Below are 18,588 nucleotides of genomic sequence, written 5' to 3' on the forward strand. Positions count from 1 at the left end.
CCGATTCTCCTTCGTGTCGTTAAAGGTCTGCCCCGTGTCGCGCATCATCGCGCCCTCGTCCGGGGATCCATGGCCTCGCGCAGAGCCTCGCCGAACAGCGTGAAGCCGAGCGCGGTGACCGCGATGCAGATGCCGGGGAAGAACGCCAGCCACGGCGCGATCGACAGCTCGTTCTGCGCGTAGGTCAGCATGCGCCCCCATTCCGCGGTCTCGGGGCGCCCGCCGCCGAGTCCCAGGAACGACAGCGCGGCGGCGTCGATCACGGCGGTCGCGAGGGTCAGGGTGCCCTGCACGATGACCGGTCCGATCGCGTTCGGCAGCACGTGCGACATCGTGATGCGACCACGTCCGAGGCCGAGGGTCTGCGCCGAGAGAACGTAGTCGCTCGATCGCTGCTGCAGCATCGACGCACGCAGCAGACGGGCGAAGATCGGCACCTGCGAGGCACCGATCGCGATCATCACCGCGAACGGGGTCTGGCCGAGGATCGCCGCGATGGAAACCGCCAGTAGCAGGTTCGGCACCGACAGGATGATGTCGACCACGCGCATGATGATCGTGTCGACCCAGCCGCCGAAGGTGCCGGCGACGAGCCCGAGCAGCATGCCGCCGACGAGCCCGAGTGCGGTGGAGATGACGCCGACGAGTAGGGACGCCTGTGCGCCCCAGATCAGCTTCGACAGCACGTCGCCGCCGAAGCGGTCGAGACCGAGCGGGAACTCCGGCAGATCTCCCGGCCCGGGGATGTACGTCGGCGTGATGGACTTCGCGCCGGGGAGCGCGGTCTCGGGGTACGGCGCCAGGATCGGCGCGAGCACCGCGACCAGCAGGAAGGCGAACACGATCGCCGCGCCGATCCACGCGGTCGGGTTGCGACGCAGCCGGCGGAACACGTCCCGCCAGAATCCGCCTGGTCCCTCTTTCAGACCGGCCTGCGCGACCGCGACCGTGTCGACGATCTCGCCGCCTGCCGCGGACGGACCCTGTGCCGGGGGGAGCGAGACGCTCATGACGTCGCCTCCTTCAGATAGACGAGAGCGGCCATCACTGCACCCGCACTCTCGGATCGATCAGGCTGTACGACACATCGACCGCCAGGTTGATGAGCGCGTACGCGATCGCGATGAAGATGATGAACCCCTGGAGCACCGGGAAGTCCCGCGTGAAGATGGCCCTCGCGAGGAACGAGCCGATGCCGGGGAACGCGAACACGGTCTCGGTGAGCACCGCGCCGGAGATCAGCAGACCGGTCTGCAGACCGATGGTCGTGACGACCGGCAGCATCGCGTTGCGCAGGATGAACCTGTTGCGCAGCGTGGTCGCACCGACGCCCTTCGCCCTGCCCGTGCGCACGTAGTCCGCGTTCTGCACCTCGAGCACGCTGGCCCTGGTGATGCGCACGATGATCGCGAGCGGGATCGTGCCGAGCGCGAGCGCCGGCAGGATCAGGTGCAGGATGGCATCCCACGAGGCGTCGAACTCCCCGGTGATGATGCCGTCCCACACGTAGAACCCGGTGACGTGCGTGGCGTCGATGCGCGGATTCTGCCGTCCGTCCGAGGGCAGCCACCCGAGCTGCACCGCGAACACGTACTTGAGGATGAACGCGAGGAAGAACACCGGGATGGTGATGCCGATGAGACTCAGGACCACGGAGGCGTGGTCGGTGAACTTGCCGTGACGTCGAGCAGCCCAGTATCCGAGGGGGATGCCGACGCCGACCGCGAAGATGAGAGCCATGACGCTGAGCTCCATCGTCGCCGGGAAGCGTCGGAAGAACTCCTCCACGACGGGACGGTTCGTCTGGATCGAGGTGCCGAAGTCCCCTTGGAGGAGACGTCCGACCCAGACGAAGTACTGCTCGAGGATCGGCCGGTCGAAGCCGTAGAGCTCGTTGATCCGGGCGACGGCCTCGGGGGTCGCCTTCTCCCCGAGGAGGGCGACGGCCGGACCGCCGGGAAGGGCCCTGACCCAGGCGAACAGCAGGATGCTGAGACCGACGAGGGTGGGAATGAGGAACAGCAGTCGCCTGCCGATGGTGCGCAGCAAAGAGGTCTCCTAACCGGTGGTCGTTGAGCGAGCGGAGCGAGACGAAACGCAGGTTCCGCAAGGGTCCCTGCGTTTCGTCTCGTCGCTTCGCTCCTCGCTCAACGACCTGTTGGCGTCAGCGCATCACTTGGTGAGGACGATGTCCGTGAAGACTTCGTCGTTCACCGGGCTGGCCGGGTAGCTCTTCACCCGCGGGTCGAACGCGAGGGTCGGTGCCGGGTGCGCGAGCGGGACGCCGGGGATGAACTCCGCGACCATCTCGTTGATGTCCTCGTACAGCGCCGTCTGGTCCTCGAGGCTCGGGACGCCGCGCGCCTCCGTCAGCTTCTGGAACAGCTCGGGGTTGTCGAAGCCCCACTCCGCGCTCTGCTGACCGAAGAACACGCCGACGAAGTTGTCGGTGTCGTTGTAGTCACCGGTCCAGCCGAGAAGGTGGATGCCGTGGTCCGGCGTACCCGTGATGCGGTCGAGGTACTCGCCCCACTCCTGCGACACCGGCGTCGTCTGCACGCCGACCTCGGACAGCTGCGAGGACAGCACGGTGAAGATCTGCTCGGGGTCCGGCATGTACGGACGCGAGACGTTGACCGGATAGTTGAAGTCCAGCGCCAGCGGGTTGGCCTCGGTGTAGCCGGCCTCCGCGAGCAGCGCCTTGGCCTTCTCGGGGTCGTAGTCGTACGTCGTGACGTCGGGGTTGTAGCCGTTGACCGTGTCGGGCACGAACTCGATCGCCTTCTCCGTGCCCTCGGGCAGGACCTGGCTGATCAGGGCGTCCTTGTCGATCGCGTACGAGAGCGCCTCACGGACCTTGGGGTCCTGAAGCTCCGGGAGCGCCTGGTTGAACGCCAGGTAGAGAACCGTGAACGGCGGACGCGACACCATCGTGAAGCCGTCGTCCTCGAGCGCCTTGGTGTCGGCGGGGCCGACGAGGTCGTAACCGTCGATCGAGCCGGACTCGAGCGCCTGGCGACGGGCCGTCGGGTCGTCGATCGTGCGGAAGATGATCTCGTCGATCTGTCCGGCCCCGCCCCAGTAGTCGCCGTAGGCCGTGAGCGTGACCTGCTCGCCCGGCGCCCACTCCTCGAACTGGTAGGGGCCGGTGCCGACCGGGTGGCCCATCGCGTACTCCGAGAGCACGGGCGCCTCGGCGGTGCCGCTGACGTCGTCGGCGCCGAACTCGGCCATCGCTGACGGGCTCTGCATGCCGAAGGCGGGCAGCGACAGAGAGGCGACGAAGCCGGCGAACGGCTTGTTCAGGTCGATCGTGACGGAGTAGTCGCCGTCCGGGGTGCACGACTTGTAGACCGCGTTCGCGGGGTCGGACGCGTAGCCCTTGAAGAGCTTGTTGTAGTAGTAGCCCAGAGCCTCGGATGCAGCGAGACCGGTCCAGTTGTACCAGCGGTCGAAGTTCGCGCACACGGCTTCGGCGTTGAACGGGGTGCCGTCGTGGAAGGTCACGTCCTGCTTGAGCGTGAAGGTGTGGCTCATGCCGTCCTCGGACGACTCCCACTCCTCGGCGAGCAGCGGCGCGGGGTCCGCCGTGCCGGGCTCGGTGCCGACCAGTCCCTCGAAGATCTGGCGGGAGACGCGGAAGGTCTCGCCGTCCTGAGCGAAGGCGGGGTCGAGGCTCGCAGGATCCGACGACGCTGCGAACACGAAGGTGCCGTCGACGTCTCCGGATGCTCCGCCGTCGTCGTCTCCGCGTTCGCTGGCGACACAGGCTGACAGGACCAGCGCGGCCAGCGCAGCTCCGGTGACGACGGCGAGACCTCGCCGACGCGTGATCGAGTGGTGCATGTGTATGACCTTCCCTGTGGGGCGCTTCTTTGCGCGATCGGGGTGCTTTCACCCCGGCTCACGGTGATTCCTACGAACGTACCCAGGCGATCCACAGATGCCAAACACCGGCATGTTGCAATCCGGTATCGACTCCCCGGCCGCACGGCGATCCGGTAGTGTCCAGATCGTGCCCGACACGTCTCCCCTCGCCGTGTGCGTCGGCGAGGGTCTGATCTCGCTCATCCCCGCCACCGCCGCCCCGCTCGAGGACAATCGCACGTTCCATCGCTCGCTCGCCGGAGCCGAATGGAACACCGCGATCGCTCTCGCCGCCGCCGGTGTGCGCAGCGCCGTCGTGTCGCGAGTGGGCGACGACGGCTTCGGGCGGTTCCTCACTGCGGAGCTGCACCGACTCGACGTCGACGCGAGTGCGGTGGAGGTCGATCCGCACGCGCCGACCGGGTTGTACGTCAAGGAGCTGTCGACGCAGCCCGACGGCTCGATCGACGGCATGATGCACTACTACCGCGCCGGTTCGGCCGCAGCCGGCCTCTCGCCCGACACGCTCGCCGCGCCCGCGGCATCCGCCCTGCTCGCCGAGGCCGCCCTGGTGCACACCTCGGGGATCACCCCTGCACTGTCGGACTCCGCGCGGGCAGCGCAGGACGCGCTGTTCGCCGAGGACGCGCCCGCACGGATCCGGAGCCTCGACGTCAACTGGCGCCCGACACTGTGGCGCGGCCGCGAGGAGGAGGGGCGCGCGATCGTCGCCGGATACGCGCACCGCGCCGACGTCGTGTTCTGCACCCGCCCCGACGCCGACGCCGTGTTCGGGACCGACGACCCGGACGCGCTGCGCGCGCTGCTCCCCGAGCCGCGTTTCCTGCTCGTGACCGATCCGCAGGGTGCTGTGGCCTTCGACGGCGACGAACGTCAGCAGAGCGACGCCCTCGACGTCCCCGTGGTCGAGACGATCGGCGCGGGAGACGCGTTCGCCGCAGGATTCCTCGCCGGAGTGCTCACCGGTCTGTCGTTGAGCGGAAGCCTCGCACGAGCGCACCGCATCGCAACGCGGGCGTTGACGAGCACCCGCGACCACATCGACTGACGCACCTGCACCGACGAGGCGCCCCGGGAGATCGCGCGTCACCACTCCCAGTCGATCGAGATGCTCCCGGGTCCGAAGTCGAACTCGACGTGCGACGCTGTCGATCCGTTCAGCACCAGGGGATGCGAGCGGGACGACGCTGCCGACGAGATGAAAGCGGTGCAGCGCCTGGGGACGCAGGCCGGGTCGAAGATGACGGCGAGCCCCACTTCGGCCTGACGCCGCGGCGCGACGACGGTGAATCCCGAGGCCCGGTCGTCTCCGTCGTACTGACGATCGAAGGACTCGCGCTCGGTCAGCGCGAGCGCTCCCTTCGGGATCGGGGAGTCCAGCCGGAGGGTCGCCCTCATCAGACGCGCGTCCATATCCGCCACGACATCGGTCAGCTCGCATCCGATCGTCCCCCGCACCCGAGGTGGCCGCGACTCCGAGGGATCGATGCCGAAGAACACGGTGACGCGCTGCGCCTCATCCACTCTCGCCTGCCAGAGCGTGCGGTTGACGGTGCCTCGGATCCGCCCGCGGGCGTCCAACGAGACGACTATCGACCCCGACCTCTCGGAGAGGTCTCTGACCGCCTCCTCATCTGCCAACCCACCGAGGTCCTCGCCGCTCAGCTCCGCGAACGTCGCATTGCGATCCTCCGCAACCCGCACGCGGGGTCGAAGCGTGCCGACGAGCTCTCCGGACGCCACACCCAGGATGTCCTCGAGCTCGGGGACGATCTCCCAGGCGACATCCGTCCTCGGCGTGCGGACCCCGTTCTGCCACAGCGACAGGCTGGCGACGCTGATGTCGTACCCGCGCTCCTGCAATCTCTGGCGGATCGCGCGCAAGGACAGCCCTCGCCGGCTGATGGCGGCACGCAGCGCCTCGGCGAAGTCGACGCGCGAGTGCGCGCCCTGCGCGTCGTGCTCCATCGCTCCCCGCTCGTCCGTGCCGCCTCCTGTCGAGGATCGTACATCGGACCGGGGGCATGGGAAGGCACCGGGGGTGCCGTTACGCGCGTGAGGGAGTGGAGCGGTGCCCGCGGCGCGGTCCGACGTCAGCGGCGCGGGGCGCGACGTCTCGTCGCGGCCGCCTCGTGCGTGAGCTGCAGCGGGATCGCGACGGGCTCGCCGCGCAACTGCACCACCCGGACGAAGAGGATGTCGACGAGCGCGAGCTGCGCGATCCTGCTCGACATCGCCGCCATCCGGAACGGCGACTCCTGCGCGTAGGTCAACAGCACGACGTCGGCGGCGAGGGCGAGCGACGAGTCCGGGACGCTCGTCACGGCCACGGTCAGCGCACCGGCGTCGCGGGCGACCTCCACCGCGCGCACCACCTCCTGGGTCTCTCCGCCGTGGGAGAAGGCGATCGCCACATCCTCCCGTGTCCGCAGCGACGCCGCGGTGAGGGCGAGGTGCGGATCTGCGGAGTGTGCGACCGAGCATCCGATGCGCGACAGCTTCTGCTGCAGGTCCTGCGCCGTGAGCGAGGACGCGGCCTGCCCGAAGACGTCGACGTGCCGGGCGGCGACCACCGCTCGGGCGACCCGGTCGAGCGCCGCGGCATCGAGACCGAGCGCGGTCTTCTCGATCGCGTCGATCTCCTGCGCCGCGAGCTTGGCCGCGATGGCCGGTGGCTCGTCCTCGGGGTCGATCGCGGTCGTGTCGAGACTGAAACGGGCCTGCTGCGCCTGCGCGAGCGTCACGGTGCGGGCCACCGCGACGCGCAGCTCGCGATAGCCGCTGAAACCAAGCGACTGCGCGAAGCGCGCGACGGTCGACAGCGACGTGTTGCACAGCCGGGCGAGGTCGTTGATGGCGAGGTCGACGACGAGCGTGGGGTCGCCGAGGATCGTCTCCGCGACCCGTGCCTCGGCGGCAGTCAGGCGGGGGATCGATCGGCGCACCAGCGCGAGAACGTCAGCGTCCACGGTGCCATCCTGCCTCAGTCGACCCGACCTGCGCTCACCCGTGAGGGGAAGGATGCTCCGCGCAGGCGCTCCCCGGCGATCTCGGCGCCGATCCGGCTGGCCGCTCCGACCTGGACGACCGGCAGCGGCAGCTCGTGCTCCGGGGCCAGCCCGACGTTCACGACGACCGCATTCGGATCTCGTTGAGCCGCCCTCTGGACGAGGTCGCGCTGCGCGGCATCCGCCTCCGGACGATCGACGAGGATCACGGTCAGGCCGTCAGCCGCGACCGCGGCGTCGAGCGCGGCGTCCTGCTCCTCGATCGAGGCGCGGGCGACGTCGAGACGCTGCCGGTGGTCACCCTGCGCGAGCGCCTCCGCCACGAAGGAAGAGGCGCTGTCGACGGCGAGAGACGATCGGCGGCGGGCGTCCACCACGGCGAGAGCGACGGCGTCTGCGACCGCGCCCGTGACGGCAGCGCCGACCACGGCACGTGCGTCGAACGGCGGGGCCTCGACGGCCCCGGCACCGCGCGTGCGCAGCTTCGCGGCGAGAGCCGTCACGCGACCGGCGGCCTCCTCGACGCGCTCGCGCGGGAGCGATCCGTCGCGGAGCGCCGCGACGATGCCGTCGCGGGCCGCCCGGAAGTCGCGCTCGTCCTGGTCGGCCAGCGCGGCCTCCCCGGGGTTCGTGGGATTGCCGATGCACAGCAGGTCGGCGCCGGCCGCGAGAGCGAGCGCCGCTCCCCCGCCGATGCCGACGGTCTCGCGGATCGCCGCCATGTCGAGCGCGTCCGTGATGACGACGCCGTCGAAGCCCCATTCGCGCAGCATCCCGAGCACCCGCGGGTTGAGCGTGGCGGGCGCCTCGCCCCACGCGGGGACGACGATGTGGGCGGTCATGATCGAGTCCACTCCCGCGTCGATCGCGGCGCGGAACGGCGCGAGGTGCACGCGCTCGAACTCCTCGAGGTCGAGGGTGATCTCGGGCAGCGAGTGGTGCGAGTCGAGGTGCGTGTCGCCGTGGCCGGGGAAGTGCTTGACGCACGCCGCGACCCCTCCGCGCTGGATGCCTTCGACCTCTGCGACGGCATGCCGCGAGACGAGCGACTCCTCGCTGCCGAACGAGCGCACCCCGATCACCGGGTTCCGCGGATCGGTGTTGACGTCCGCCACGGGTCCGAGCACGACGTTGCCGCCGATCGCGGCCACGCGCCGTGCGAGCTCGGCGCCGGTCGCGCGTGTGGCCGCGAGATCGTCGAGCTGTCCGAGCTGGGCGGCGCCGGGAAGGGTCGAGCCCGTCGCGGACTCGAGCCGCGTGACGCTGCCGCCCTCCTCATCGATGCCGATCAGGGCGTCCGGGTTCGCTTCCAGGATCGCGTCGCTGAGCGCCGACAGCCCCTCCCCGATGTTCTGCCCGAAGTACACGACCCCGGCGAGTCCGTCACGGAGCTCGGCGAGCAGCCACTCCGGCGCCTCGGTGCCGAAGAAGCCGGGCCACAGCACTCGGTTCGCGAGCCTCTCGAGGTCGTCGCTCATCCCTTGACCGCTCCCGCCACCATGCCGGCCGAGAGACGGCGCTGCACGATCACGAAGAAGATCATGACCGGGAGGGTGATGATCGTCGACGCGGCCATGATGCTGCCCCAGTCGTTCGCGTACAGGCCGAAGAACGACTTGAGCCCGATCGAGACCGTGTACTGGTCGGTCTGCGCGCCGAGGATCGTCATCGCGAAGATGAACTCGTTCCAGGCGGTGATGAAGCTGAAGATGCTGGTAGCGACGAGACCCGGCATCACGAGCGGCAACAGGATCGACCGGAACATGCGCCACCAGCTCGCGCCGTCGATGTACGCCGCCTCCTCGAGCTCCACCGGCACGGCCGCGACGAAACCGCGCAGCATCCAGATGCCGAAGGCGAGCGACAGCGCCACGTACACGACCATGAGTCCCAGGATGCTGTTGAGCAGCCCGAGCGTCTTGACCTGGAGGAACAGCGGGATCACGAGGGCCTCGAGCGGCACCATCTGCACCACGAGGATCATCATGAGGATCGTGGTGCGGAACTTGAACTTGAACCGCGCGACGGCCACGGCCGCGAGCAGGCAGACCAGGGCGCTCACGAGGACCGTGACGAGCGCCACGATCGCCGAGTTCCGGAGGAAGGTGCCGAACCCGCCCTCGGTGAGCACGAAGGCGAAGTTGTCGAAGGTGAACTCCTGGGGGAGCAGCGACTGCCCACCCGACGACGCCTTCTTGTCGAAGGCGCTGGAGACCATCCAGTAGACGGGGAACAGCGTGAAGAGCAGGACGGCGGCGACGCCGATCCCGACGCCGATGCGCGAACGGAGCCTGGGGCGCGGGTTCACAGCTCGTCCTCCTTCATGAGGGAGCGGATGTAGACGATCGTGATGCCGATCAGCACGAGCGTGAGCAGCACGGCGAGCGCCGCACCGAAGCCGTAGCGATTCTGTCCGAAGGACTCCACGTAGGACCACACGCCGAGGTTGAGCACCTGGCGGTTGCCGCCGCTGCCGCCCGGCATCAGATAGACCTGCGCGAACACCTTGAAGTCCCAGATGGTCGACAGGATGATGACGACCGAGAACACGGGCTTGAGGGTCGGGAAGATGATCTTCCAGAACCGCGTCCACGCACCTGCTCCGTCGAGGGCAGCCGCCTCGAGCATCTCCTTGGAGACGCCCAGGAGTCCGGCGAGCACCGTGATCGCCACGAACGGGAAGCCGTGGTGCACGACGTTGAGCAGGACGATCGCGTAGAACGACCACTGGTTCGTGAACCAGTTGACCGAGCCGTCCATCAGACCGAGGTCCTTGAGCACGGTGTTGAAGATGCCACGGTCGGCATCGAAGATGAAGGTCCAGACGTACGTGCCGGTCACGGCGGGCATCGCCCACGCGACCATGATGCAGCTGGAGACGATGGTGCGCCACACCGGGCCGAGGCGAGCGAGCAGCAGCGCGACGAGCGTGCCGACGGCCACGGTGACGAACACGGCGACGGCGGCGAAGCCGACGGTGTTCGGCAGCACCACCGTCCAGAGGGTCGGGTTGGTGAGCGCCTCGGCGTAGTTCTCGAGGCCGATCCAGTTGCTCTCCCCCGTGTTGATCTCGCGCAGACCGTAGTCCTGCAGGGAGTAGATGACCACCTGGACGAGCGGCCAGAGCATGAGCACCGCGAGGATGATCAGCCCGGGAGCGAGGAGGAGCCAGGGGCGGGCCGTGATCAGCGAGAGGCCCCGCTTCTTCGGCCGGCCGCCGGCCACGGAGGCGGAGGTGGACTCCGCCTTCGTGGCCGGCAGTGGCGCTTGCACCATCGACATGAGGTGATATTGCCTAACTGTCTTACTGGTTGAGGAGGTCGGTCATCTCCACGGCGGCGTCCTTCGTCGCGGTCGCGACGTCCTTCTGCCCGCTGAGGATGGCCTGGATCATGGCGTTGGTCGTCTTCTTGGCCTGGACGGCTCCGAAGTTCGGGGTGACCGGCACGGATGCGCCGCCCTCGACCATCTGCTCCGCGAACGGCGCGACCAGCGGGTCGGTCGAAGCGAGGGCCTCTTCCATAGCCGACTGGACGCCCGGGAAGTATCCGGTCTCGTTCGCCCACTTCTCGGCGAACTCGCCCGTGGTCATGAGCTGGACGAACTTCCATGCGAGGTCGGCGTTCTTCGTGGTGTTGAACACCGACAGGTGCGAGCCGCCCAGCACGGACGGGGCGATGCCGCCGTCCTCACCGGGGATCACGGCCGCGCCGATCTTGCCCTCGAGGTCGGGGTTCGCCTCGATCAGCGCCTTCGGGGTCCACGAGCCCGAGAGCATCATGGCGACGTTGCCCTGGGTGAACGCGTCACGCAGGTCGGTCTCCTTCCAGGTGGTCGCACCCGCGGAGGAGAAGCCGTGCTCGGTCGCGAGACCGGTGTAGAACTCGATGCCGGCCTGCGACTCCGCGCTGTCGAGCTCGCTGGTCCACTCGCCGCCCTTCTGCGTGGCGACCTCGCCGCCCGCGCCCCAGACCCAGGGGTAGACCTGGAACTCGGCGTCGCCCGGGACCGGGAACGGCAGCATGTCGGGCTTGGCCGCCTTGATGGCGTCGCCCGCTGCGACGATGTCGTCCCACGTCTTCGGGGCCTCGAGGCCGAGCTCCTCGAACACGTCGGTGCGGTAGACGATCGAACGGACACCGGCGTACCACGGCATGCCGTAGAGCTCGTCCTCGTAGGTGCCTGCGACCGCGAGACCCTCGACGAGGTCGTCGCGCAGTCCCTTCTCGGCGTCGACATAGGAGTCGAGCGGCTCGAGCGCGCCGGCGTCGGCGAACTCGGCGGTCCAGGTGGTGCCGGTCTCGGCGACGTCGGGGGTCGTGCCGCCGGCGATCGAGGTGACGAACCGGTCGTGGGCGTCGGCCCACTGGATCTCCTCGATCTTGACCGTCGCGCCGGTCTCGTCCTCGAAGGCCTTCGAGACCTCGTCGTAGAAGGCGCTGGAGTCGGGGTTGGTGCCCTTCATGATCCAGACGGTGAGCTCCTGGCCTTCGCCGTCGACTGCTCCGCCGTTGTCGCCGCCGGTGCTTCCGCCGGCGCAGGCCGCCAGGCCCAGGGTGGCCACGGCGCCGAGCGCCACGACCGGAAGGATGCGCTTGTGCATCAGGGATCTCCTCTTTGAACGTCCTGGCGGCATCGGGGTGCCTACCACGTAGGAAAAAGTATTCACGACTAACAAATTTCCTGCAAGTTATTCTCAGAAACGTCACGCAGCCGTAACATCAGGCGTCGTCAGGGTTCCCGGGTAGGCTCTGCGGCATGTCAGGCGCCCTCGACGATCCGAGACGGTCCACGGTCGCGCGTCACGCGACTCTCCCGACACCCACAGCCTTCTCATCCTTCCTCAAGATCCTGGGGATCTCTCTCAGCGTGCTGGTGGTATCCGCCGTCGCGGTCGCCGGGTTCGTCGCGAGCGACCTGCTGAATCGCGTCGGCGAAGGCGCGGTCGCTCTGGAGGACTCCGCCGAGGTCGCCCCTCCCTCGCTCGGCGCCTACCCCGACGACAAGGCGTTCAGCATCCTCGTTGTCGGAACCGACGAATGCGGCGAGATCACGACGCAGCTGCTCGGAGAGCGCTGCGAGGATCAGGACGGCGGCGTGCGCAACGACGTCAACCTCCTCGTGCACGTCTCGGCGGCACCGCGCAACGTCACCGTGGTGTCCTTCCCGCGCGATCTCATGGTCGAGGTGCCGGAGTGCACGAAGGACGACGGCTCGACGGCGTCGTCGATGTCGAAGGCGCCGCTCAACTCGGTGTTCGAACACGCGGGCGTCTCCTGCGTCGCGAAGACCGTCACGGGGCTTAGCGACATCCCGATCGAGTTCGCCGCCAAGATCAGCTTCGACGGCGTGATCGAGATCACCGACGCGATCGGCGGAGTCGAGGTGTGCGTCGCCGGAGACGGCATCCGCGACTCGCAGGCCGGCATAAATTTGCCCGTCGGCACGCACACGGTGTCGGGCGCCGACGCCCTCGCGTTCATCCGCACCCGCCACGGCGTGGGGGACGAGAGCGACCTCGCGCGCATCTCGAATCAGCAGCAGTACATGTCACGGCTGGCGAAGAAGATCCTCAGCGCCGAGACCCTGAGCGACCCCTCGACGGTGCTGCGGCTCGCGAACACGGTCGCCGACAACATCGTCCCCAGCGAGTCACTGAGCAACCCGCTGACCCTGAGCCAGCTCGCGCTCGCGCTCAAGGACGTGCGATTCTCCGACTTCGTGTTCGTGCAGTACCCCAACCTCGACGACCCGGACAACCCGGGGATCAAGGTCGTGCCCGACGAGTCAGCGGCAGAACCGCTGTGGGCGGCGCTCGCGGCGGGCGAGCCGATCTCGCTGTCCGGCGACGTGGCGACGAACGACAGCGTCGAGCTCTCGACGCCCGACCCCGCACCCGACCCCGCACCCGACGACGCGGCCGCGACGCCCGACGCCACGGCGGCCCCGCGCGCCACCCTCCCGCCCGAGATCTCGGGGCAGAGCGTCGACCAGGAGACCTGCTCGGTCGGCAACCAGTCCCGCTGATCGCCCGCCTCCGAGCGCGTAGTCTCGGAGCATGGGCAGGACTCGCGCACGGGATACGGAGCACCCGCAGGCACGGCTCGACCACGGCGGCCTCGCGCGCATCGTCCCCTCAGACTTCACGAACGGCTTCGAGCTGATCGTCGACGACACCCCGCAGTCGCACGTCGACCTCGACGACCCCACGCACCTGCACTTCGAGTACATCGTGCGGATGGGCGCCGTGATCGATCAGCTTCCCGACGGCCCCCTCACCGCCGTGCACCTCGGCGCCGGCGCGCTCACGATCCCCCGCTACGTCGAGGCCACTCGCCCCGGTTCGCGCCAGCAGGTCATCGAGCTCGAAGCGCCGCTCGCCGCGCTCGTACGCGAGCACCTGCCGCTCCCCCGCGGGGCAGCGATCCGCGTGCGCATCGGAGACGCCCGCGAGGGAGTCGGACGCCTGCCCGCCGCGCTCCAGGGCAGCAGCGATCTCGTCGTGTCCGACGTCTACTCCGGGGCGCAGACCCCCGCGCATCTCACCAGCGTCGAGTTCTACCGCGAGCTGCGTGCTCTGCTCGCCCCCGCCGGCGTGCTCCTCGTGAACGTCGCCGACGGACCGGGACTCGCGTTCGCGCGGCGTCAGGTCGCGACGATCGCCGAAGTGCTCCCCGAGATCGGCGTGCTCGCCGACACCCAGGTGCTCAAGGGCCGTCGCTTCGGCAACCTCGTGATCGCCGCCTCCGCCTCACCGCTGCCCACGGAATGGCTCCCGCGGATGCTCGCCGCAGGACCGCATCCCGCGAAGATCGCGCAGGGAGCCGAGGTCGCAGCCTTCATCCAGGGGGCACGCGTCGTGACCGATGCGGACGCCGTCGCCTCGCCGCGTCCCGACGCCTCCCTCTTCCTGCGCTGATCCGCGCGACCTGATCCGGATGCGCGCGTCCGGGGCGTGCCGCCCCGGCGTTCGCGGCCTCGGAAGGCACACTGGTCTGGGGATGCTGCGGAAGGAGAGCAATGAGTGTCATCCGAGGATACGACCAGGACAGTCTTCGCGAACTGGTCGATCTCGAGGAATGCGCGGCGCGGCTCGCGGAGATCGAGAGCCAGCGCAGCCTCCCCGCCCTGCTGGAGAGGGTCTTCCTCCTCAAGGTGCTGAACCGCCTCGACGAGGCGCTCGCGCTCGCCGACGACACCGTGCGTCAGGCCCGCATGGCCGGTACCCGCAAAGACGTCATCCGCGCGCGCGTGCTGCACGCCACGGTGCTGCAGAACCGCGGGGCGTACGCTGCCGCCGAGCAGGAGCTCGCGACCTGCGCATCCGAGGCCGAAGGGCAGCGGTGGGTGTCGATCGCCGCGTTCGCACACCACCACCACGGCCGGAACGCCTACGAGGCGGGTGACTACGACACGGCACGCGAGAGCTTCAAGCAGTCCCTGTTCCTGCGCCGGGAGGCCGGAGCGGACGACCGCGAACTGGAGACCGTCCTTCTCGCGATCGAGGCGGCGGAGCGCCGACGCTCCTCGGAGCTCCTCGCAGGCTGAGATCATCCGGGTCGACCCTGCCCCGCGATGTCGGCGGCATGGCTTAGCCTGAGCGCATGGCGGAACTGGAACGAGTGCGCGTCTGGGGCGAGGCACTCATCGCGATGCACCTCGACGACACCTGGTCGTTCGGCTTCGACCATGCGAAGAGACGTGCGGGGCAGTGCGACTACTCCAAGAAGCGCATCACGGTGTCGCGGTACCTGGCCGCGCGGTTCGACGACGACGAGATCCATCAGGTGCTGCTGCACGAGGTCGCGCACGCGCTGGCCGGTCACGCCGCCGCGCACGGCCCGACGTGGAAGCGCGTGGCGCGCGATCTCGGCTACGTCGGCGGCACGACGCATCACGGCGAGACCGCGGTCGAGCTCGCACCCTGGGTCGGCAGCTGCCCGGCCGGGCACGTGACCTATCGGCACCGTCGTCCGACGAGGGCCACCTCCTGCGCTCGATGCTCACGGAGCTTCGACGCCCGCTACGTGTTCACCTGGACCCGGCGCGAGATCGGCGCCGACGTGCGACTCGCCGCGCAGATGTCTCGCTGACCCGCCCGGCGTCAGGGGCGACGATCGGTCCCGTCGGAGTCGGGATGCGTCGTCTCGGGACGTTCGTGAGCGTCTGCGTCCGCGATCATCGGATCGACGATCGGGTCGTCTTCGGCCGGTTCCGCTGAGGTACGCGCGTGATCAGCGCCCCCGCCGCGCGCGGCACGTCTGCGGAGGAACGCGGCGACCGCCCGCCATCCCACGAGCAGCACACCCAGCGTGATCGTCGCGACGATCACGAAGGCGATCTGCGCGGTGTCGCCCGACACGAGGCGGAGCAGGGTGCCGCCCACGACCGTCACGACCCACACCACGACACCCCACAGCAGCGACCACGGTCGGCGCGGACGCGCGGGCAGCAGCGCCGCCACGAGGTGCCCGAGCAGCAGAGCGACGAGGAACGGCCAGGCGGTGACGAGGAAGCCGCCGGGGTCCTCCTGATGCGAGGCGCGGCCGATGACCGCGAAGATGAGCACGAAGACGGCGTCGAGTATGACCGCGGGGACGTACCTCATGTCCCGACCCTACGATGCGCCTGCGACTTCACGCGCAGGACTCACCCGAACGGGGCCGACGCCTCAGTCGAACGCGACGAACTCCCCGTCACGCAGCACCGGGACGACGTCGAGCGCGTCGATCTCCGCCGCCGCGGCCGCCGTGGTCGGCGTGACCCCGGCCTCGGACATGCGGTCGGTCGCCGGCACCCCCTCGGCGATCTCGCGCGCGGACCCGCTGGCGCTGATCATGTGACGCAGAGCACGGCGCAGCGCGCGGAACCCCTCGGCCGCGACCGCGGCGTCGGGAGCTGTGTGGTCGATGCCACGGCTCGTGAGGGCGTCGATCACCGCGCCGGCCCCGAGGTGGTCCTCGACCGCGAAACGCAGCACGCCGTCGGCGTCGGCCTCGCCCGCCGCTATGACCGCGACCGAGGTGCGGGCCTGGCGGCGCTCCTGCAGGGTCGTGATCGCCGTCGCGACGGCGGTCGCGTTGCGGATCCCGCCCACGAGCACGATCGCGTCGCCGGCGGCGGCAGCCACGGCGGCGCCGTTGCGCGACCAGCCCAGAGCCCCGCCGAGGGCGACCGATGCGCCGGCTGCGACGGCATCCGCGACGGTCGAGGAGAACCGCAGCACGTCGATCACCACGACGATGTCGGCCGGAGCCAGACGAGCGAGCCCGTCCGTCCCCCAGTCGAGGCGCACCTGATACGTGGACTGGTCGAAGGGCGTCGGCATTCGTCCAGCCTAGGGCGCGACGACACCCCCGCCCTCCGGAGAAGGCGAGGGTGTCGAAAGATGACGGTCAGTCCGCGGCCAGGGCCTCGACGGGCGCGACCCGCGTCGCCAGCCGCGTCGGCGTCGCCGCAGCGACGAGCGTGAGCACTGCGGTCGCCACGACGATGATGACCACGGGCAGCCACGGCACATGCGGGGCGACGAGTCCCGCCGGCTCGAAGTCGGGCAGCGTGGGCGTCGAACCCAGCAGCGACTGCGCCGCGATCCACCCGTACACGACTCCGAGGACCAGACCGGTGAGCGTCGCCGCCACCGTGATGTGGGTCGCTTCCAGCAGCACCATGCGACGGACCTGCGCGTTCGACAGACCGATCGACCGCAGCAGCCCCAGCTCACGACGACGCTGCACGACCCCGATCGTCAGGAGGTTCACGAGCCCCACGGCGGCGATCACAGCCGACACGGCCACGAGCACCATCATGACCCCGGCGAAGGCGTCGAAGGGTGCGAAGAACTCGTCGGGGATCGACCCCTCGGACTGACCGATCAGCATCTGCTTGACCGACTCGAGCGCCACGGCGAACATCGTCACGAGCGTCACGCCCATGACCACGCCGATCGCCATGCGCGAGGACCGCTCGGGGTAGCGCAGGGCGTTCTCGGCCGCGAGCTTCGCGGTGGCGCTCGAGCCGAACATCCGCCCCACGAGCCGCAGCACCGGGGGCATGAACAGCACCGAGCCGAGGGCGAGGCCGGTGAACGAGAGCAGGCCGCCCACGAAAGCGACGGCGACGCCGATCGGGTGCAGCAGCCCGACGACCACGCCGGCGGCGAGCAGCAGCGCTCCGGTCACGAGCAGCACCCACGCCCCGATGTGTCGGCCGGCGCGCGATACCTCGTCATGAGTGCGCTCCACCGAGCCCCCGATCGCCTGCAGCGGGGTGACCGTGAGAACGCGGCGCGACCCCGCCCATGCGGCAGCCCACGTCGTGAGGGCCACCCCGACGGCGGGCAGCAGCACGAACGGCTGCGCGAGCGTGAAGTCCCCCCGCACGTTCGCGATCAGGGAGGATCCGATCTGCACGCCGATCGCCGCGATGCCGACGCCGACGAGAAGCCCGAGCGCGGCGCCGATCACGCCGACCACGAGACCCTGACGTCCCACCTCCGCACGCTGCGACCGCGCGGTCGCCCCGATCAGGCGCATCAGCGCGATCTGCCTGGTCCGCCCCGCGATGATGGTCGAGAACGTGTTGGCCGTGACGATCGCCGCGACGTACATCGCGACGGCGGTGAGCAGCACCGAGAGGAGTCCGACGACGACCGCGAGCGTCTCGCTGTCGCCGATGAACGGATCGGCCTGCAGCACGGCGCCGAGGAAGGCGGTGGTCTCGACCAGCACGACGCCGAAAGCGGCCGACAGCGCCGCGACGAGGAGGCTGGCGCCCATCCCCCGATCGCGCAGCCAGGCCAGACGCGGAGCGGTCGCCGCGCTCTCCGGCACGATCGTGCGCGTGAGCGGTGCGGCGACGGCGCTCATGCCGCCACCTCCGCGGCGAGCATGTACGCCGAGATCTCCTCGGCGGTCTGCCGCGGGTGGTCGGCGACGATGCGGCCGTCGCCGAGGAACAGCACCCGGTCGGCGTGGCTCGCCGCGATCGCATCGTGCGTGACCATCGCGATCGACTGGCCGTGCTCGCGGCTCGCGGCGGCGAGCAGCTGCAGCACCTCGCGGCCGGTCTTCGAATCGAGGTTGCCGGTGGGTTCGTCGGCGAAAACGAGGTCCGGCGCGGTGGCGAGTGCACGGGCGATCGCGACGCGCTGCTGCTGACCGCCCGACAGCTGGTGCGGGCGGTGCTGCAGACGGGCACCGAGGCCGAGGGTGTCGATCAGTCCGTCGATCCGCGCCTTCTCGAGCGCGCTGGGTCGCCGGCCGTCGAGCTCGAACGGCAGCATGATGTTGCCGAGGGCTGTGAGCGTGGGCACCAGGTTGAACGCCTGGAAGATGAAGCCGACCCGGCGCCGACGCAGGATGGTGAGGTCGAGGTCTCCGAGGCCGGTGATCTCGGTGTCGCCGATCCAGGCGCGGCCCCCGGTCGGCGTGTCGAGCCCGGCCATGATGTGCATGAGGGTGGATTTGCCGGAACCGGAAGGGCCCATGATCGCGGTGAACTGCCCACGACGGATGCCGACGCTGATGTCGTCGAGCGCGTGGACCGTGCCCTCGCCCGAGCCGTAGGTCTTCGTGAGGTCCTGGACGCGGGCGGCGAGCCCGAGGTCGGTGGTCGTGATCTCCATGTCACCGACGCTATTTCCGGGGCACCCCTCGGCGCGTCGCCCGAGCGGCGCATCCGCCTACATCTG

General features: G+C 69.6%; 18 protein-coding genes. 5 read left to right on the top strand and 13 right to left on the bottom strand.

The window, feature by feature from the left end; translation table 11 throughout:
* Positions 1-44: 44 nt before the first annotated feature.
* The 3 genes from MRBLMX7_RS05775 to MRBLMX7_RS05785 form a co-directional block, all read right to left on the bottom strand.
* On the bottom strand, positions 45-1,010 hold the full coding sequence (locus tag MRBLMX7_RS05775; protein ID WP_363366599.1) for an ABC transporter permease: 966 nt from the start codon (positions 1,008-1,010) through the stop codon (positions 45-47).
* A gap of 34 nt (positions 1,011-1,044) precedes the next feature.
* The gene (locus tag MRBLMX7_RS05780; RefSeq protein WP_363366600.1) at positions 1,045-2,049 is read right to left on the bottom strand and encodes an ABC transporter permease; all 1,005 of its coding nucleotides are present in this window, start codon (positions 2,047-2,049) and stop codon (positions 1,045-1,047) included.
* A 123-nt stretch (positions 2,050-2,172) separates the two neighbouring features.
* Positions 2,173-3,846, bottom strand: a complete 1,674-nt coding sequence (locus MRBLMX7_RS05785; protein ID WP_363366601.1) for an ABC transporter substrate-binding protein — start codon at positions 3,844-3,846, stop codon at positions 2,173-2,175.
* A 169-nt stretch (positions 3,847-4,015) separates the two neighbouring features.
* Here MRBLMX7_RS05785 and MRBLMX7_RS05790 point away from each other — a divergent pair, with 169 nt between their 5' ends.
* Positions 4,016-4,936 carry a sugar kinase gene (locus tag MRBLMX7_RS05790; RefSeq protein WP_363366602.1) on the top strand — a complete coding sequence of 307 codons (921 nt, stop codon included), beginning with the start codon at positions 4,016-4,018 and terminating at the stop codon, positions 4,934-4,936.
* A 38-nt stretch (positions 4,937-4,974) separates the two neighbouring features.
* On the opposite strand, the gene MRBLMX7_RS05795 is transcribed toward MRBLMX7_RS05790, so the two are convergent.
* The 6 genes from MRBLMX7_RS05795 to MRBLMX7_RS05820 form a co-directional block, all read right to left on the bottom strand.
* A complete protein-coding gene (locus MRBLMX7_RS05795) occupies positions 4,975-5,856 on the bottom strand; it encodes a hypothetical protein (protein ID WP_363366603.1) in 882 nt (293 codons plus the stop codon).
* 125 nt (positions 5,857-5,981) lie between these two features.
* Positions 5,982-6,857 (bottom strand): MurR/RpiR family transcriptional regulator, encoded by an 876-nt coding sequence (locus MRBLMX7_RS05800; RefSeq protein ID WP_363366604.1) that lies wholly within the window; start codon positions 6,855-6,857, stop codon positions 5,982-5,984.
* A 14-nt stretch (positions 6,858-6,871) separates the two neighbouring features.
* Complete coding sequence (locus tag MRBLMX7_RS05805; RefSeq protein WP_363366605.1) at positions 6,872-8,374, bottom strand: glycoside hydrolase family 3 protein; 1,503 nt, start codon at positions 8,372-8,374, stop codon at positions 6,872-6,874.
* The gene (locus MRBLMX7_RS05810) at positions 8,371-9,204 is read right to left on the bottom strand and encodes a carbohydrate ABC transporter permease (protein ID WP_050721710.1); all 834 of its coding nucleotides are present in this window, start codon (positions 9,202-9,204) and stop codon (positions 8,371-8,373) included. The genes MRBLMX7_RS05805 and MRBLMX7_RS05810 overlap by 4 nt, the downstream gene beginning before the upstream one ends.
* Positions 9,201-10,178: a carbohydrate ABC transporter permease gene (locus MRBLMX7_RS05815; RefSeq protein ID WP_050721711.1), complete on the bottom strand. Its 978-nt coding sequence runs from the start codon at positions 10,176-10,178 to the stop codon at positions 9,201-9,203. Before MRBLMX7_RS05815 ends, MRBLMX7_RS05810 begins: the two co-directional genes overlap by 4 nt.
* A 22-nt stretch (positions 10,179-10,200) precedes the next feature.
* Positions 10,201-11,499, bottom strand: a complete 1,299-nt coding sequence (locus tag MRBLMX7_RS05820) for a sugar ABC transporter substrate-binding protein (protein WP_363366606.1) — start codon at positions 11,497-11,499, stop codon at positions 10,201-10,203.
* 155 nt (positions 11,500-11,654) lie between these two features.
* Between MRBLMX7_RS05820 and MRBLMX7_RS05825 the strand changes: the two genes are divergently transcribed.
* From MRBLMX7_RS05825 to MRBLMX7_RS05840, 4 genes are all read left to right on the top strand, one after another.
* Positions 11,655-12,923 (top strand): LCP family protein, encoded by a 1,269-nt coding sequence (locus MRBLMX7_RS05825; RefSeq protein WP_363366607.1) that lies wholly within the window; start codon positions 11,655-11,657, stop codon positions 12,921-12,923.
* A gap of 31 nt (positions 12,924-12,954) precedes the next feature.
* Entirely contained in the window at positions 12,955-13,815 is an 861-nt protein-coding gene (locus MRBLMX7_RS05830; RefSeq protein ID WP_363366608.1) for a spermidine synthase, read from the top strand.
* Positions 13,816-13,916: 101 nt separating this feature from the next.
* A complete protein-coding gene (locus MRBLMX7_RS05835; protein WP_363366609.1) occupies positions 13,917-14,444 on the top strand; it encodes a hypothetical protein in 528 nt (175 codons plus the stop codon).
* Between the two features lie 56 nt (positions 14,445-14,500).
* Positions 14,501-14,989 carry a SprT-like domain-containing protein gene (locus MRBLMX7_RS05840; RefSeq protein ID WP_050721716.1) on the top strand — a complete coding sequence of 163 codons (489 nt, stop codon included), beginning with the start codon at positions 14,501-14,503 and terminating at the stop codon, positions 14,987-14,989.
* An 11-nt stretch (positions 14,990-15,000) separates the two neighbouring features.
* On the opposite strand, the gene MRBLMX7_RS05845 is transcribed toward MRBLMX7_RS05840, so the two are convergent.
* From MRBLMX7_RS05845 to MRBLMX7_RS05860, 4 genes are all read right to left on the bottom strand, one after another.
* The gene (locus tag MRBLMX7_RS05845; RefSeq protein WP_363366610.1) at positions 15,001-15,504 is read right to left on the bottom strand and encodes a DUF3054 domain-containing protein; all 504 of its coding nucleotides are present in this window, start codon (positions 15,502-15,504) and stop codon (positions 15,001-15,003) included.
* A gap of 63 nt (positions 15,505-15,567) precedes the next feature.
* A complete protein-coding gene (locus MRBLMX7_RS05850; RefSeq protein ID WP_363366611.1) occupies positions 15,568-16,224 on the bottom strand; it encodes a 2-phosphosulfolactate phosphatase in 657 nt (218 codons plus the stop codon).
* Positions 16,225-16,291: 67 nt separating this feature from the next.
* Positions 16,292-17,764, bottom strand: coding sequence for an ABC transporter permease (locus MRBLMX7_RS05855; protein WP_363366612.1), 1,473 nt, complete (start codon positions 17,762-17,764; stop codon positions 16,292-16,294).
* On the bottom strand, positions 17,761-18,522 hold the full coding sequence (locus MRBLMX7_RS05860) for an ABC transporter ATP-binding protein (RefSeq protein ID WP_363366613.1): 762 nt from the start codon (positions 18,520-18,522) through the stop codon (positions 17,761-17,763). The genes MRBLMX7_RS05855 and MRBLMX7_RS05860 overlap by 4 nt, the downstream gene beginning before the upstream one ends.
* Between the last annotated feature and the right edge of the window lie 66 nt (positions 18,523-18,588).

The sequence above is a fragment of the Microbacterium sp. LMX7-1.2 genome (assembly GCF_040675935.1).
Classification (GTDB): Bacteria; Actinomycetota; Actinomycetes; order Actinomycetales; family Microbacteriaceae; genus Microbacterium.

Coding starts and splice junctions, on each gene's coding strand:
- MRBLMX7_RS05825 (WP_363366607.1), top strand. CDS start 11,655: ATGTCAGGCGCCCTCGACGATCCGAGACGGTCCACGGTCGCGCGTCAC.
- MRBLMX7_RS05845 (WP_363366610.1), bottom strand. CDS start 15,504: ATGAGGTACGTCCCCGCGGTCATACTCGACGCCGTCTTCGTGCTCATC.
- MRBLMX7_RS05785 (WP_363366601.1), bottom strand. CDS start 3,846: ATGCACCACTCGATCACGCGTCGGCGAGGTCTCGCCGTCGTCACCGGA.
- MRBLMX7_RS05855 (WP_363366612.1), bottom strand. CDS start 17,764: ATGAGCGCCGTCGCCGCACCGCTCACGCGCACGATCGTGCCGGAGAGC.
- MRBLMX7_RS05795 (WP_363366603.1), bottom strand. CDS start 5,856: ATGGAGCACGACGCGCAGGGCGCGCACTCGCGCGTCGACTTCGCCGAG.
- MRBLMX7_RS05815 (WP_050721711.1), bottom strand. CDS start 10,178: ATGTCGATGGTGCAAGCGCCACTGCCGGCCACGAAGGCGGAGTCCACC.
- MRBLMX7_RS05820 (WP_363366606.1), bottom strand. CDS start 11,499: ATGCACAAGCGCATCCTTCCGGTCGTGGCGCTCGGCGCCGTGGCCACC.
- MRBLMX7_RS05840 (WP_050721716.1), top strand. CDS start 14,501: ATGGCGGAACTGGAACGAGTGCGCGTCTGGGGCGAGGCACTCATCGCG.
- MRBLMX7_RS05775 (WP_363366599.1), bottom strand. CDS start 1,010: ATGAGCGTCTCGCTCCCCCCGGCACAGGGTCCGTCCGCGGCAGGCGGC.
- MRBLMX7_RS05830 (WP_363366608.1), top strand. CDS start 12,955: ATGGGCAGGACTCGCGCACGGGATACGGAGCACCCGCAGGCACGGCTC.
- MRBLMX7_RS05850 (WP_363366611.1), bottom strand. CDS start 16,224: ATGCCGACGCCCTTCGACCAGTCCACGTATCAGGTGCGCCTCGACTGG.
- MRBLMX7_RS05835 (WP_363366609.1), top strand. CDS start 13,917: ATGAGTGTCATCCGAGGATACGACCAGGACAGTCTTCGCGAACTGGTC.
- MRBLMX7_RS05860 (WP_363366613.1), bottom strand. CDS start 18,522: ATGGAGATCACGACCACCGACCTCGGGCTCGCCGCCCGCGTCCAGGAC.
- MRBLMX7_RS05805 (WP_363366605.1), bottom strand. CDS start 8,374: ATGAGCGACGACCTCGAGAGGCTCGCGAACCGAGTGCTGTGGCCCGGC.